A 14,027-nucleotide genomic window follows, 5' to 3' on the forward strand; every position below is an offset into this window, starting at 1 on the left:
CATGTTCCTTTCCGATTTCAGCATCAAGAAGCCGATCGCGACGATCGTGCTGATCGTCGCGATGATGTGCCTGGGCCTGCTGGCGCTCAAGAAGCTGCGCGTCAACCAGAACCCGGACGTGGAGATTCCCACCATCGTCGTCAGCATTCCGTATCCGGGCGCCTCGCCCGAGACGGTCGAGCGGGAAATCGTCAACCGCCTGGAAAAATCGCTGCAGAGCATCAGCGGCGTCACCCGCGTCGGCAGCGACGCGAACGAGGGCGCGGCCGTCATCGAGATCGAGTTCAGCTTCAAGAAGAACTTGATCGAGGCTTCCGACGAGATCCGCAACGCCATCGGCGCGGTGCGCTACAAGCTGCCCGTCGAGATGCGCGAACCTATCCTGCGGCGCATCGACCCGGCGGCCCAGCCGGTGCTGCAAATGGCGCTGTCGTCGTCGAGCCAGAGCCACGCGGAGATTTCCCGCTACGCCGAGGACGTGCTGGCCGATAAATTCCGCGCCGTCGACGGCGTCTCCGTCGTCAACGTCGGCGGTTCCCTGAAGCGCGAGCTGAGCGTGCTGCTGCGCGCCGAGAAGCTGCGCGAATACAATGTCTCGGTGGGCGAGGTCGTGCAGGCCCTGCGCAACCAGAACACCAACGCGCCGGTCGGCAAGGTGCGCGGCCAGCTCGACGAGAAAAGCATACGCCTGGTCGGCCGCATCGAGACGCCGGCCGAGTTCGAGCAAGTCGTCATCAAGCGCAGCGGCGAGGAAATCGTCCGCCTGGCCCAGGTGGCGACGATCGCCGACGGCTTCGCCGAAATGAACAGCGTGAGCATCCGCAGCGGCAAGCCGAACGTCGGCATTTCCGTCACCCGCACGCGCGACGCCAGCGCCGTCAGCGTCGCCACCCGGCTGCGCGCCGCCGTCGAGGAAATCCGCAAGACCCTGCCCAAGGGCACCACGCTCGACATCACCCGCGACGGCGGCGAGGAGGCCCAGCACAGCCTGAACAACGTCATCGAGTCGCTCGTCTTCGGCGCCGTGCTGACCATCTTCGTCGTCTACGCCTTCCTGAACTCGTGGCGCTCGACGCTGATCACGGCGCTGAGCCTGCCCACCTCCGTCATCGCCGCCTTCATCGCCGTCTGGCTGTGCGGCTTCACGCTGAACTTCATGACGCTGCTCGGCCTGTCGCTGGCCATCGGCGTGCTGATCGACGACGCCATCGTCGTGCGCGAAAACATCGTGCGGCACATGCAGATGGGCTCGGACCGGCGCAAGGCCGCCCTGGAAGGCACGGCCGAGATCGGCATGGCCGTGGCGGCGACGACCTTCTCCATCATCGCCGTCTTCATCCCCGTGGCCTTCATGCCGGGCGTGTCGGGCGAATGGTTCCGGCCGTTCGCGCTGACGGTGACGTGTTCGGTGCTGGTCAGCCTGGCCATCTCATTCACGCTCGACCCGATGCTGTCGGCCTACTGGGGCGACCCGGCCGACCACCACACGGCGCCGAAATCCGGCCTGAGCCGCGTGCTGGCCCGCTTCAACGACTGGTTCGACCACCAGGCCGACCGCTACGGCCGCGTCATCGCCTGGGCGCTGCACCACCGCCGCTGGATGGCCGTGATCGCGCTGGGCAGCCTGGTCGGCGCCTTGGCGCTGCACCACTTCAAGGGCGGCTCCAGCTTCCTGCCGGCCTCCGACCAGGGCTTCCTGCTGATCGACGTGCGCACGCCGGCGTCGAGCAGCCTCGAATATGCGCGCCTGAAAATGGAAAAGGCCGCCGAGCTGGCCCGCACGCTGCCGGAAACGAAGGAAACCAACAGCCGCATCAGCGCCAGCGGCGGCAGCATCTACGTCGACATCGGCAAGCGCAACACGCGCCCCCGTTCCGCCAAGATGGTGGCCGTCGAGCTGCGCGAGAAGATGACCCGCCTGGTCGGCGCCGAGTACGTCGTGCTCGACGATTTGAACGGCGGCGCCCGCAAGCCCATCCAGGTGGAATTCACCGGCCCCGATTCGCGCAAGCTCATCGAGATCACCGCCGCGTATATGGAAAAGCTGCGCCAGGTGCCGGGTGCCGTCGACGTCGGCCTGTCCGAGCAGGACGCGAAGAACGAGTTGCAGATCGAACTCAACCGCGGCCTGGCGAACTCGATGGGCATTTCCGTCAACGACGCGGCGCAGTCGCTGCGCGTGGCCTTCGCCGGCGTCGAGGTGGGCGACTGGGTCGACCCGACGGGCGAGTCGCGCGACGTGGCCGTGCGCCTGCACCCGGACGACCGGGTCAGCGCGGAAAACATCGAGCGCCTGCCGATCGCCGTCAGCGGCACGAACCAGATGGTGCCGCTGGACCAGATCGCCGCGATCACGATGGGCAAGGGGCCGTCGTCGATCGAGCACAAGAACGGCAAGCGCACCGTCAGCGTGTCGGCCAACGCGCAGGGGCGCTCGAACGGCGAGGTGACGGCCGACGCCATGAAACTGGCGAAGGCGATCGACTTCCCGCCCGGCTACGGCCTGGCGCTGGGCGGCGCCGGCCAGGACCAGCAGGAATTGTTCGGCGAAATGTTCACGGCGCTGGTGATGGGCATCGGCCTGATGTACCTGATCCTGGTGATGCAGTTCGGCTCGTTCACGGCGCCGGTGGCGGTGATGCTGTCGCTGCCGCTGAGCCTGATCGGCGTCGTGCTGGCGCTGATGCTGACGAATAACACGCTGAACCTGATGAGCTTCATCGGCATCATCATGCTGATGGGCCTGGTGGCGAAGAACGCCATCCTGCTGCTGGACGCGGCGCGCAAGCGCGAGGCCGAGGGCTACGGCCGCGAGGACGCGCTGATGTACGCGGGCCGCATGCGCCTGCGGCCCATCCTGATGACGACGTTCGCCCTGATCGCCGGCATGTTCCCCGTCGCGCTGGGGCTGGGCGAGGGCGGCGAGTTCTACCGGCCGCTGGCGATCGCCATCATCGGCGGCACGATCACGTCGACGATCCTGACCTTGCTGGTGGTGCCGACTTTCTACGACAGCATAGAAATCGCCCGCGACGGCGCGCGCGCCAAGTTCCGCCGCCGCGCCGCGCGCTGGACGGCGGCGCCGGCCTTCGTGATGACCTTGGTCGAGGCCCTGCTGACGCTGGTGTTTGTGCGCCTGGTGTTCCGCGTGCTGGTAAAACTGCTGAAATTCGCCGCCGGACGGGGACGGGTGGCGGCGCGCTGACGCGGGCGCCGGCGCAGCACAAAAGAGCCTTCAACTGACTGAAGGCTCTTTTTTTTGGTTTGCTGTCGTTTAGCTGCCCGTGCTCGTGCCCGGAGCCGGCGGTGTCGGGGTGGCGGGCGTGGTGGTGTCGGGCGGCGTGGCCCCCGGGGTGGTGCTCGTGCCCGGCGCCGTGCTTGGTGTGCTCGTGTCCGGCGTTGTCGTGCCCGGGCTGGTGCCGGTGGCGCCGCTGGTGCCGCTGCTGCCCGAGGTGCTGCCGCCGGTCGTGGCCCCGGTGCCGGCTGCGCCCGTCTGGTCGGCCGGCTTGCGGCAACCGCCCAGGATGGCGCCCAGCACGGCCGCAGTCAAGATGATCTTGGAGGTTTTCGACAATGCAATCATGATCCTTCCTTTCTTTAAGTGGGTAACTGTTAGGCTTGCCAGCCGGGTAAAAGTTCAACCGGCGCCCGCTCAGAGCGGCAGTTCCACCAGATCGTCGTCGCCGTCGCGCCCGCCCATAATGCCGATGGCCTCCTCGTACCAGCTCTGCACCATCAGCAAGTGGCCGCGCTCCTCGTCGAGGGCGATGGTGAAGTCGCTGACCATGTCGAATTGCTCCTGCTCCTCGGCCAGCGCGATCAGCGATTCCCAGCCGACCTGGTCGGCCAGTTCGGCCGTCAGCAGCGCGTGCAGCGACTGGGCGATCGTCGTGCGCGGATCGTTAACCACTTGCACCAGGCCCATCGACTCCACCCCGACCAGGTCGGCGCTGGGGGTTTGCGAGGTGGCGTCGCCGCCCAGCGCCTCGATGGCCTGGGCCACCGTCAGGAAGTGGCGCGCCTCGTCGTCGCGGATTTCCTGCAAGTCGTCGATGCTCATGCTCAGCGAGCCGTCCAGCGTCGCCTCGCACTTGGTGATGAGGGCGTCGTACAGGCGCGTGCCGGTGCGCTCGAAGGCCAGGCGCTCGCCCAGCTTGTCGAGCAGGATGTGCGGGCGTTCGCCCCTGAGCGCGGCGGCGCCGGCCTTGGCCGCGCCCTTCAGCGTGACGGGCAGCGGCACCGAGCCGAGCAGGTCGGCGTCGAGGATATAGCCGTTGCGCAGATTGGCGATGCCGGCGTCGTCGAAGAAGACGTCGGGCGTGCCGCCCTCGTAGTCCTGCATGGCGCGGCTGTCGAGCGGCGACATGTGGATGCCGGTGCGGTTCAGGCCGATGTGTTCTGGCTGTGTCATCGTGGTGTCCTTCCAGTGGGGCCGCTGGCCGTCAGTCGACGGCGATCACGGTGCGGTTCAATTCCGTGCCCGGCACCCAGGCGTAGCCGGCGGCCACCGACTCGCTGGGCGAGCCGTCACGGTTCATTTGTTCGCGGTAGGCGCGCGAGGCGGCGCCTTCCCGCGGCTTGTCGACGAATTGCGTGCCCATGGCGCGCAGGTCGACTTCCTGCGTCAGCACCTGGCGCACAAACTCGCGGTGGCTTTTGAACTCGACCGGCTCGGGCAGGCCGGCCGGCAGGATGTCCGTCGGGTCGCGCCGCTCGTGCCGCTTGAACAGCTCGCTGACGAAGTGAAAGTGGCCCAGCTCGTAGTCGAGGAAGCGCTCCCAGATGGCCTTGACGTGGTGGTTGGTTTCCTGCTGCAGGCAGTTGTAATAGTTATAGACTTCGTTGGCCTCGTGCAGCAGCCACTGCTCCAGCCAGCTTTCGGAGGGATCGAGGATGGACGCGTACTGCGTCACATGCTGTTCCTCGACCGAGGCGATTTCCGCGTACAACTGGCGCGCCACCGGGTCGGAAAACTGCGGCCCCACGGTCATATAGTAGTCGTGGGTCTGGAACTTGGCGGCGCCGATGGTCAGCGCATGCAGCTTGGTCAGCGGCAGCGCCGTCGCGCGCTCGTAGGGGAGGCGTAAATCGTCCTGCGGCGCGCGGTGCTCCAGCAGCGTCGGGCGGCCGGGCAAGATGTCCGTGTAGCTTTGCAAAATATTATTGGCGTCCTTGCCTTCGAGCCGGTCCAGCAGCGCCGAATAGCGGTACAGGTGGTCGAAGTCTTCCAGCAGGCCGAAGCGGTAGACCTGGGCCAGGTAGGGGTCCGGCTCGCGCTGGGCGACGGCGGCCGTCACCTCGATGGCCAGCTGCTCGTAGGCGATGGTCGTTTCCAGCGGCGAATGGTCGGCGCCGAGCAGCCAGTTGACGGCCGTCGCCTGGTGCTGCTCGGCGCGGCGCACCTGGGCCAGCGGCAGGCGCAGCTCGGCGTTCATGCGCGCGGCCATGTGCTGGAAGCGGATCGCCTCCGTTTCGACGCCATTCATCAAGATGACGCGCACGCGCGTGAAGGCGTCGTCGTCGAGTTTGCTGATCGGTTTTTGCACCAACTCGCGCCAAGTGAAACGTTGCCGGTCCAGCGCGCAACCTTTCGCGTCGTATAAATTGAAAGCCATAGCGCTCCTCCCCGTTTTGTCATGGCTGGCATGTGCAAAATTTAGACTGGCGATCGGCGCGCCGGTTCGGGGCTAGGCAAAATATGGCTGATGCATGGGGACAGACCACGATTTCCAAGGAATATTTTCTTGAAAATATTCCTTGGAAATCGTGGTCTGTCCCCTGCTGTGCCTGCGGTGCTTAGGCCGCTTCGACTTCGTCCAGGTTGACTTCGGCGTCGCTGTTAAAGACGGCCAGGTCGGTTTCGCCCAGCACGCGGCTGGTGAGCGTGCCGGCGGTGATCGAGCCGCTGACGTTGAGCGCGGTGCGGCCCATGTCGATCAGCGGTTCGATCGAGATCAGCAGGCCGGCCAGCGCGACCGGCAAGTCCATCGCCGACAGTACGATCAGCGCGGCGAAGGTGGCGCCGCCGCCGACGCCGGCCACGCCGACCGAGCCGATCATGACGATCAGCAGCAGCGGCACGATGAAGGCGACGGTGAACGGGTCGACGCCGACGGTGGGGGCGATCATCACGGCCAGCATGGCCGGGTAGATGCCGGCGCAGCCGTTCTGCCCGATGGTCGAGCCGAACGAGGCGGCGAAGTTGGCGATGCCCTCCGGCGTGCCCAGGCGCTGGGTCTGGGTTTGCACGCTCATCGGTATCGAGCCGGCGCTGGTGCGCGAGGTGAACGCGAAGGCCAGCACGGGGAAGATTTTCTTGAGGTAGCGCAGCGGGTTCAGGCCGGCGCCGGCGATCAGGCCCAGGTGCACGCCGAACATCAGCAGCAGCGCGCTGTACGAGGCCAGCACGAAGCTGATCAGTTTGAGGATGTCGGCGTAGCTGGAGCTCGACACCACCTGCACCATCAGCGCGAAGACGCCGTAGGGGGTCAGGCGCAGCACCAGCGTGACCATGCGCATGACGATGGCGTGGGCGACCTTGACGAATTGCTCGAACGAGGCGAACAACTCCGGCTTCTTGCCGGCGATGCCGGTGGCGGAGATGCCGATGAAGATGGAGAAGACCACCACGGCGATGGTCGAGGTCTTGCGCGCGCCCGTCATGTCGAGGAAGGGATTGGACGGGATGAAGCTGATCAGCATGCTCGGCAGCGAAATCGCCTTGGCGCTGGCCAGCGTGCCCTGCAGATACTGGCCGCGCGCCACTTCGGCGGCGCTGGACGTCAGGCCGATGGCGCTCAGGTCGAACAGCTTGGCCATCAGGATGCCGATGGCGGCGGCCACCAGCGTCGTCGCCATCAGCGTGCCGATGGTCAGCGCGCTGATCTTGCCGAGCGAGTTGGCGTCTTTCAGCTTGAGGATGGCGGCGACGATGGACACCATAATCAGCGGCATGATGATCATTTGCAGCAGCTTGACGTAGCCGGTGCCGATGATGTCGAGGTAGCCGTTGGTGCCGGCGACGACGGGCGAGTCGGCGCCGAACAGGGCCTGCAGCGCGGCGCCGAGGACGATGCCCAGGCCCAGCGCGGTGAAGACGCGCACGGTGAACGAGGCGTGGCGGCTTTGCTGGCGGTACAGGAAGGCGCAGGCGGCCAGCGCGACGGCCAGGTTGATCAGGATGCTCATTGCCATTGATAGCCCTTGTGTTGGTTTTTTTAGGGGGAGGTTGCTTTACGAATGCGTTATATTTTAACCAGGCTTGCCGCTTGCCACAGCGGCCGCCGGTCAGCCACTGTACAGGAAAGTGCCGGCGGCGCGGCAAAAGCGCTTAGGAATATTTCCTTATATACATATGTGCCGCCCCCGGCTGCGTTGCCCCTGCCGTCGCGCCGGCCGCAAGTCGGCGCTTCGACCTCAGCCATTCTGTTGTATTCTGTAGCAAACGTACTCAGGATGCTCCTCCATGCGCATGCCCGCCGGCGCGGTTCCGCCCCGCGCCCCCTCGACACTTTCGCTGCGCGTCGTCATCGGACTCACGGTCGTGGTCGGCATTGCGCTGGCCTCGGCGCTGGTCTACGCCGAGGCCGCGTTGCGCCTGCGCGACGACTACACGGCCGAAATCCGCGTCGAACTGGAGCGCCTGGCGGCCCTGACGGCGCTGGCGCTGCGCGAGCCGATCTGGCGCTACGAACCGGAGCAGGCCGACTCCATCATCGAGGCGGCCTTCGTCAACCCGGCCGTGCAAAGCATCACCGCCGTCGACAACAAGGGCGTGCCCTTCGCCTCGCGCAGCCGGTCGCATCCGGAACAAAGCCATCTGCTCGTGCTCGAACGCGACATCGTGCGCGGCGGCGCCGTGCTGGGGCGGCTGAACATCCAGATGTCGACGGCCGGCTACCAGGTGCGGCAGGACGCGGTGGCCAAGCAATACCTGCGCGCCGGGTTGCTGACCATGCTCGGCTCGCTGCTCTTCATCCTCGCCGTCATGCACTGGCGCTTCGCCCGGCCGGTGGCGCGCCTGCTGGCCGCCTCGCGCCACCTGTCGGCGGGCCGGCTCGACGTGCCCATCGTCGCCGTGCGCGACGACGAACTGGGCGCGCTCGCCCACAGTCTCGATGAAACGCGCAAGTCGCTGCTGGACCTGTTCGGCAAGGTCGAACAGCGCAACGTCGAACTGGGCGACGCCAATGAGCACCTGGAACAGCGCGTGGCCAACCGCACCCGCTCGCTGGAAGAGGCGCTGGCCACCCTCAGCCGGGCGCAGGAGGAAATCATCCAGGTGGAAAAGCTGGCCTCGCTGGGGCGCGTCGTGGCCGGCGTCGCCCACGAGTTGAACACGCCGCTGGGCAACGCGCTGACGGTGGCGTGCACCATCGCCGACCTGCACAAGGAATTGCGCGCCGAGGACCTTGCCGGCAAGCTGCGCCGCAGCACGCTGCTGAATTTGCTCGACCGCGCCGACAGCGGCTTCGACATCCTGCTGCGCAACCTGGACCGCGCCGCCGCCATCGTCCACGATTTCAAGCAAGTGGCGGTGGACCAGACCAGCAACCAGCGCCGCAGCTTCGATCTAGCCAGCGTCAGCAACGAAGTGCTGACCCTGCTCAGTCCGGCCCTGCGGCGCGCCAACTGCAGCGTCGCGCTGACGGCGGCGCCCGGGCTGTACTGCGACAGCTTTCCCGGCCCCTACGGCCAGGTGTTGAGCAACCTGATCATGAACGCCGTGCTGCACGGCTATGCGGAGCGGCCCGAGGGCGGCGTCGTCGCCGTCGTCATCGCCCGCGCCGAGGCCCAGCAACTGACGCTGACGGTGCGCGACGATGGCTGCGGCATGAGCGAGGACGTGTGCAAGAAAATCTTCGACCCCTTCTTCACCACCAAGATGGGGCGCGGCGGCACCGGGCTGGGCATGAATATCGTGCAGGGCATCATCGTGCGCATACTAGGCGGCAGCATCGCCGTCAGCAGCGAGCCGGAGCGGGGCACGACGGTGCTCGTCACGCTGCCCGTCAGCGCGCCCAGCATCAAGGCTTGAACTTGAAAATCGTGGTCTGTCCCCAGCGCTAAGGCAGCGGCGCATCCAGTAATTTTTGCAACTGGCCGGATTTTTCCATCAGCAGCAGCTCGCGGTCGATCAACTCCTTCAAGGCCGCGCCGACCGGGCTGGCCTTGGTGAACATCATGTGAAAGGCGTTGGCGCTCACGCCGGGCAGGGGCGCGTGGCCGAGTTCCGGGTCGTTGGCGAAGTCGTAGGCGCCCAGCCTGGACATGCCCTCTATCACCTCGATGTCCTCGGCGAAGACCTCGATGCGGCCCAGGTGCAGCATCTTGACCAGCGACACATAGTTGCCGGTGCGCGTCATCGCTTCCTTGTTGACTTCACCCAGCAGGGAGTAGGCGTAGCCGTAGATGCCGCCCAGGGTGTAGCGGTTCAAGTCGGCTTGGCGGCGCACGTCCAGGCCGTTCGGGTGGGTGCGGCGCGAATAAAAGTAATGGTAATGGGTTTGGTAGTAGGGGAGCGACAGGTGGTAGGCGGCGAGGCGCTCGGGGTTGCTGCTGGCGCTGAGCAGCATCTGGTACTGCGTGCCGCTGGCCAGCTCCTGCAGGCAGCGCTTCCACGGTAGCAGCCGGATGGTATGGCGGATGCCGTGGCGCGCGAAAATGGCCGCCACCACGTCCAGGGAATTGCCCCGCACCTCGGCGGTTTTGCCCCCGGCCTCGCGGCGGTAGTAGATATAGGGCGGCCATTCGGCGGCGTCGTCGCAGATGCCGATTGTGCCGCCGACCAGCGCGGCGGGCGTTTGCGCCTGTGCCGGCAGGGCGGCGAGCATGCCCGGCGCCAGCGTCAGCCAGGCTGTCAAGAATATGCATCGCATCGCTATCCTTTCGCTTCCGCTAGTTGGAATGGCATCTGATTGCACCACTACACAGCCATCCTTGCCGGAAGGGCTGAAAGAAGGGGATGTTGTCGCTAGTATAGGCCAAACGGGGCCTGCCAACGCCCCCGCCATATCGATGTGGCGAGGCTGAAGCCCTTGCGCGTCTTTTCCGGCGACTGGGAGAAGGGCGGGCGTTGGATTGACATCCTAACGAACGTTAGTTAGAATGAATTTCTATTTCAACTTCTAGGAGTCTTCATCATGATTTTGGTCCGGAAAGATGAGCGTAATTGGTCTAATGCGGGAATCCCTGGGGTGCAAACCTGCCAGACATGGGAGGGCAAAGACGGTGGTGGCGGTTACTTCGCCAAGTTCCAGGCAGGGGCGGGTTTCCCCAAACATGCTCATCATGGAATGTGGGAGCAGATCATTGTTTTGTCAGGCGCACTCCGATTTAATCACGATGAAATGCGGGCTGGCGATGTGCTGCAAGTTCAAGGTATCGAGGAGCACGAAGTTCTTGCGCTGGAAGATTCGGTGGTGTTCGTGGCGCATCACAAAAACGATAAGAATGCGGAGTAGTCATTATGGCGGCAGCATCTAAAAACAGTTCGACGCTCACGCGTGAATCAATCTTGGATGCCGCTATTCGCCTGTTTCAAAGTCATGGATTTAATGGGCTGGGAATGCGGCAAATAGCGGACAACTTGAATATCAAGGCTCCTAGCCTTTATCACCATTTTCCTTCAAAGGAGGTGCTGGCTCAACAAGCGCTGCTCCAATATCGCGAGAATCAAATGATTCGCTTGCGCCTCATTGAAGAGAAGGTGCTATTGGCCGATAGGCTGTATGGGTATGTAGAGCTGTTCGCTGAAATGCTGAGCGATGGAAGGCGCCCGTGCATGTACCTGGCGATGATGAATGAATCTACTTACAAAGAGGATTTTTGTGCTGAAGAGCTCAAATTGTTTGCCAAGCAGAATATTGATTGGCTCGAAAACGTGCTGAGAGAGGCACAGTATGGCGCCAACTCAAGAGCAGCGATTTCCGAGCGGAACATGGCGGAGATTATTTTTTCTTCTCTTGAGGGCGTGACGGTTATTTCCCTGGCGGACGAAAATCCATCTGAGGCTTTTCGCGAAAGGGCCGCTAATTTCCTGAAACTGGTAATCGGTGTGGCTGAGTCGCCATGAGTTCGCTAGATATGGAAAGGGTGTTAGTAAGCAGTTGACCCTAAGAGGACGGAATCGACAGCAAACTGGAAGTCGCGTGCTGCAAACCGGGTAACTGTGAGATCGGATCGCGACTACTACATTTTAGTCATAACGCTGGGGGCTTCCACTCTTGCACTAACAGATCCGATTTGATGCAAGATCCCAGCCCCCGGCCGTGTTCCCGCAGACGCCGCCCGCGATTCGCTGTTGAGTGTATTTCCACTTGGCTTTCGAATACTTGAGGCCCACGTGTTCAGAGAGCAACTCACCTTCGTGGATGGAAGGGCATACGCCACCGATGAGTACATTTTCCAGTTCAATTTCGAAATACTTGACCCGCGTACCATTACCGTCAGCACGCATGAATTCCAATTTTGCCTTCGGGATTGTGCGCCCCATCGAACAATTTTGTAGCAATATCGGTGACGCAAGGTCGGCGATTTTTGTAATGACGACCTCGCCATGCTGGCAACGCTCAGCCGTGTGTCCGCCGCTAGTCGATGCTGTTGCTGATTTTGGTTGTGCGACTGACCAAGTCGCACTTTTGCATTCGATCCAGTCCTTGTGACCGTCATCGGCTGATTCACCTTTGATGCCGTCGATCTGAAGATAGACGTCTATTGCCATGTCGCCTCCGATAGTGACTTCTGCACGTTGCAGGCCATAAGTTCCATTATTGACGCGAATTTCTCTGGGAATATTGGGGTGGGTCAACCAGGAATTTAGGAAGGTCCAGTGTGCGGCATCCCTGCTAAGTGCAGCAGGACAAGTTGAGTCTTGCGTGAGATCATCGCTGCTCAGATGCTTCGCTGCTAGTGTTGAGCTTCCATAGGTAATGCCCAGTACCGCCCCCACCAGCCAGGAGGAATTTATGGCCACTTCTGCTGTTCAAACGAATCCCAATGCAACGCTGTCGCTCAGTCCCGAGGCCCGTCGCCGAATGCGAACTCAACGCGAAGGCGTCGTTCGTGGCTATTACAATGACGGTCACGGCAACCGTGGACATTGTAGTTACGGTATCGGCATCTTGGTACATCGTGGCCCCTGCACTGCGGAAGAGTTGGGCAGGCCGCTGACGAGTGCTCAGATCGAATCCTCGTTTGCAAATGCGATCCGTGAGGCTGAGCATGCCGTCCGGCGAAACGTCACCAATCAGGCACTGACACAAGCGCAATTTGACGCTTTGGTGAGCTATTCGTACAACACTGGTGCTCGTGGAGCACATGACACGTTTCAGCGTGTTGATCGCGGTGATTTGCGAGGTGCTGGGCGTTTAATTATGAGCAACACGTATTCAACTCAGCGTGGTCGCCGCGTTTTGATGCCGGGCTTGGTGCAGCGACGGGTAGAAGAAAGTGCCCCATTTTTGGAAGGGCAATAGTTTATGGCGCGCAAATGGATCTCAGCGGTTATTCTGGGTCTTGTCAGTGCCTCATGCTTGGCAGGCGATGGGGCACGTTCAGCCCTGTTTGGGCGTTGGGTGGTAACAGGGACAGCTGATGCCCAAGAAACCACATCACTTTCCAGTGACGATGCGGACAAGTTGACTGGCACCGATTTCATCGTCACGGCCGAGTCAGTGCGATTTTCAGATGAAATATGCGATAAGCCAAAGTTTAAGCAGGCTAGCTATGGCACGGCTGTTTTTTTTCGGCGAGAGTACAAACTCGACCCAAGAAAATTACGCCTGCCTGATCCTGTGACGGAAATTACTATTGATTGTCTGGCACCGTCACCAATCAGTTTCGTCTACATTAAGGATAAGCGACACATCGTCTTTTTCTGGAAAGGCTTCTTCCTGAATGCGAAAATAGGTCGTGCGGGATTCGAACCTGCGACCGACGGATTAAAAGCCCGCTAGGCTAACTGTTTAGTCGCGTGCTTCAAACCGGGTAACTGTCAGATCAGATCGCGACTGCTACAACTTGGAGTGCGTCAGCGTCATCCAATCGTATTCAGTCCTCGACCAGGTTGTCGAATTTCCCGACAAGAAAGTCAATCAGAAGTCGTACAGCTGGCAACTGACCACGACGAGATGCAAAGACTGCATGGATGATCTCTCGCCGTGGCGTCCAGTCTGCCAATACTTGAACGAGCTCATTGTGTTCGAATTGCTCGGTCATCATCATGCGCGGCAGTTGGACAATCCCTACACCGGCGACTGCAGCAGCTCGCAGCGCCAGCATGGACCGCGTGACATAGCGCGGCTGATGTTTTACTTCCGCGTGCATATCGCCAGGACCAGTCAAGAGCCAGCGATGATCATCTTGAGGTTGTCCCAAGTCCATGCTTGGCAAGCGGGAGAGATCGGTAGGCCCTGCCGGTATCCCAAACTTTCTGAGCAAATCTGGACTGGCGACCAGACACTGCCCGCGATCTGAAAGTACGCGCATCACCAAATCGCTGTCCTCCAGTGGCGGCGGACGCACGCGGATGGCCAGGTCGATACCTTCTGCCACCAGATCCACCTTTCGATTGGTTTCTTCGAGATGCAGCTCAACCCGAGGATGTAGCGCCATGAAGTCGGCGACCATTTCGCCCACTCGGGTCGATAGCAGGGCCACAGGGCAAGTCATGCGAATCACGCCTCGTGGTTCTGAATGGGTCAGGGCGATAGACTCTTCCGCGGCCTCGGCTTCGGTCAGCATGGCCCTGCAATGCATGTGATAACCGCGTCCCGCCTCGGTGACGCCGAAACTTCGCGTAGTCCGCAAAAGCAGTTTGGTGCCCAGGCGCTCTTCCAGCTTTGCAATGCGGCGGCTGAGCTTGGACTTCGGAATACCCAGTGCCCTGCCGGCCGAGGCAAAGCCGCCATGCTCAACCACTTGGGCGAAGTAATACAGGTCGTTCAGGTCAAGCCGATTCATTGTTCTACCCATGGAACGCTTTGGGCGATTATTGCACACTACCGGCCTCGTTGTTCCCTCGCTAT

General features: G+C 62.4%; 13 protein-coding genes. 6 read left to right on the forward strand and 7 right to left on the reverse strand.

Annotation, left to right across the window (positions count from 1 at the left end; genetic code table 11):
- The first annotated feature begins 1 nt into the window (after nucleotide 1).
- The gene (locus OIK44_RS23400; protein WP_273674384.1) at nucleotides 2-3,205 is read left to right on the forward strand and encodes an efflux RND transporter permease subunit; all 3,204 of its coding nucleotides are present in this window, start codon (nucleotides 2-4) and stop codon (nucleotides 3,203-3,205) included.
- 69 nt (nucleotides 3,206-3,274) lie between these two features.
- On the opposite strand, the gene OIK44_RS23405 is transcribed toward OIK44_RS23400, so the two are convergent.
- From OIK44_RS23405 to OIK44_RS23420, 4 genes are all read right to left on the reverse strand, one after another.
- Nucleotides 3,275-3,583, reverse strand: coding sequence for a hypothetical protein (locus OIK44_RS23405; RefSeq protein WP_273674385.1), 309 nt, complete (start codon nucleotides 3,581-3,583; stop codon nucleotides 3,275-3,277).
- 69 nt (nucleotides 3,584-3,652) lie between these two features.
- On the reverse strand, nucleotides 3,653-4,411 hold the full coding sequence (locus OIK44_RS23410) for a ferritin-like domain-containing protein (protein ID WP_273674386.1): 759 nt from the start codon (nucleotides 4,409-4,411) through the stop codon (nucleotides 3,653-3,655).
- Nucleotides 4,412-4,442: 31 nt separating this feature from the next.
- A complete protein-coding gene (locus tag OIK44_RS23415; RefSeq protein WP_273674387.1) occupies nucleotides 4,443-5,615 on the reverse strand; it encodes a hypothetical protein in 1,173 nt (390 codons plus the stop codon).
- A 181-nt stretch (nucleotides 5,616-5,796) separates the two neighbouring features.
- On the reverse strand, nucleotides 5,797-7,194 hold the full coding sequence (locus OIK44_RS23420) for an L-cystine transporter (RefSeq protein WP_420213886.1): 1,398 nt from the start codon (nucleotides 7,192-7,194) through the stop codon (nucleotides 5,797-5,799).
- A 271-nt stretch (nucleotides 7,195-7,465) separates the two neighbouring features.
- Between OIK44_RS23420 and OIK44_RS23425 the strand changes: the two genes are divergently transcribed.
- Nucleotides 7,466-9,037 carry a sensor histidine kinase gene (locus tag OIK44_RS23425; RefSeq protein WP_273674390.1) on the forward strand — a complete coding sequence of 524 codons (1,572 nt, stop codon included), beginning with the start codon at nucleotides 7,466-7,468 and terminating at the stop codon, nucleotides 9,035-9,037.
- Nucleotides 9,038-9,065: 28 nt separating this feature from the next.
- Here OIK44_RS23425 and OIK44_RS23430 read toward each other — a convergent pair whose 3' ends face one another.
- The gene (locus OIK44_RS23430) at nucleotides 9,066-9,878 is read right to left on the reverse strand and encodes a substrate-binding periplasmic protein (RefSeq protein WP_273674391.1); all 813 of its coding nucleotides are present in this window, start codon (nucleotides 9,876-9,878) and stop codon (nucleotides 9,066-9,068) included.
- 264 nt (nucleotides 9,879-10,142) lie between these two features.
- Between OIK44_RS23430 and OIK44_RS23435 the strand changes: the two genes are divergently transcribed.
- Together OIK44_RS23435 and OIK44_RS23440 are read left to right on the forward strand one after the other, a co-directional pair.
- Nucleotides 10,143-10,463 (forward strand): cupin domain-containing protein, encoded by a 321-nt coding sequence (locus OIK44_RS23435; protein WP_273674392.1) that lies wholly within the window; start codon nucleotides 10,143-10,145, stop codon nucleotides 10,461-10,463.
- A gap of 5 nt (nucleotides 10,464-10,468) precedes the next feature.
- The gene (locus OIK44_RS23440) at nucleotides 10,469-11,074 is read left to right on the forward strand and encodes a TetR/AcrR family transcriptional regulator (RefSeq protein WP_273674394.1); all 606 of its coding nucleotides are present in this window, start codon (nucleotides 10,469-10,471) and stop codon (nucleotides 11,072-11,074) included.
- Nucleotides 11,075-11,230: 156 nt separating this feature from the next.
- Here OIK44_RS23440 and OIK44_RS23445 read toward each other — a convergent pair whose 3' ends face one another.
- Nucleotides 11,231-11,722: an Hcp family type VI secretion system effector gene (locus OIK44_RS23445; RefSeq protein ID WP_273674440.1), complete on the reverse strand. Its 492-nt coding sequence runs from the start codon at nucleotides 11,720-11,722 to the stop codon at nucleotides 11,231-11,233.
- Nucleotides 11,723-11,966: 244 nt separating this feature from the next.
- Between OIK44_RS23445 and OIK44_RS23450 the strand changes: the two genes are divergently transcribed.
- Both OIK44_RS23450 and OIK44_RS23455 read left to right on the forward strand, forming a co-directional pair.
- Nucleotides 11,967-12,476, forward strand: coding sequence for a lysozyme (locus tag OIK44_RS23450; protein WP_273674395.1), 510 nt, complete (start codon nucleotides 11,967-11,969; stop codon nucleotides 12,474-12,476).
- Between the two features lie 3 nt (nucleotides 12,477-12,479).
- The gene (locus OIK44_RS23455; RefSeq protein WP_273674397.1) at nucleotides 12,480-12,956 is read left to right on the forward strand and encodes a hypothetical protein; all 477 of its coding nucleotides are present in this window, start codon (nucleotides 12,480-12,482) and stop codon (nucleotides 12,954-12,956) included.
- Nucleotides 12,957-13,050: 94 nt separating this feature from the next.
- On the opposite strand, the gene OIK44_RS23460 is transcribed toward OIK44_RS23455, so the two are convergent.
- Nucleotides 13,051-13,962: a LysR family transcriptional regulator gene (locus OIK44_RS23460; protein ID WP_273674398.1), complete on the reverse strand. Its 912-nt coding sequence runs from the start codon at nucleotides 13,960-13,962 to the stop codon at nucleotides 13,051-13,053.
- Nucleotides 13,963-14,027 lie beyond the last annotated feature (65 nt).

The organism is Janthinobacterium fluminis (assembly GCF_028595325.1).
GTDB classification, from domain to species: Bacteria; Pseudomonadota; Gammaproteobacteria; order Burkholderiales; family Burkholderiaceae_D; genus Janthinobacterium; species Janthinobacterium fluminis.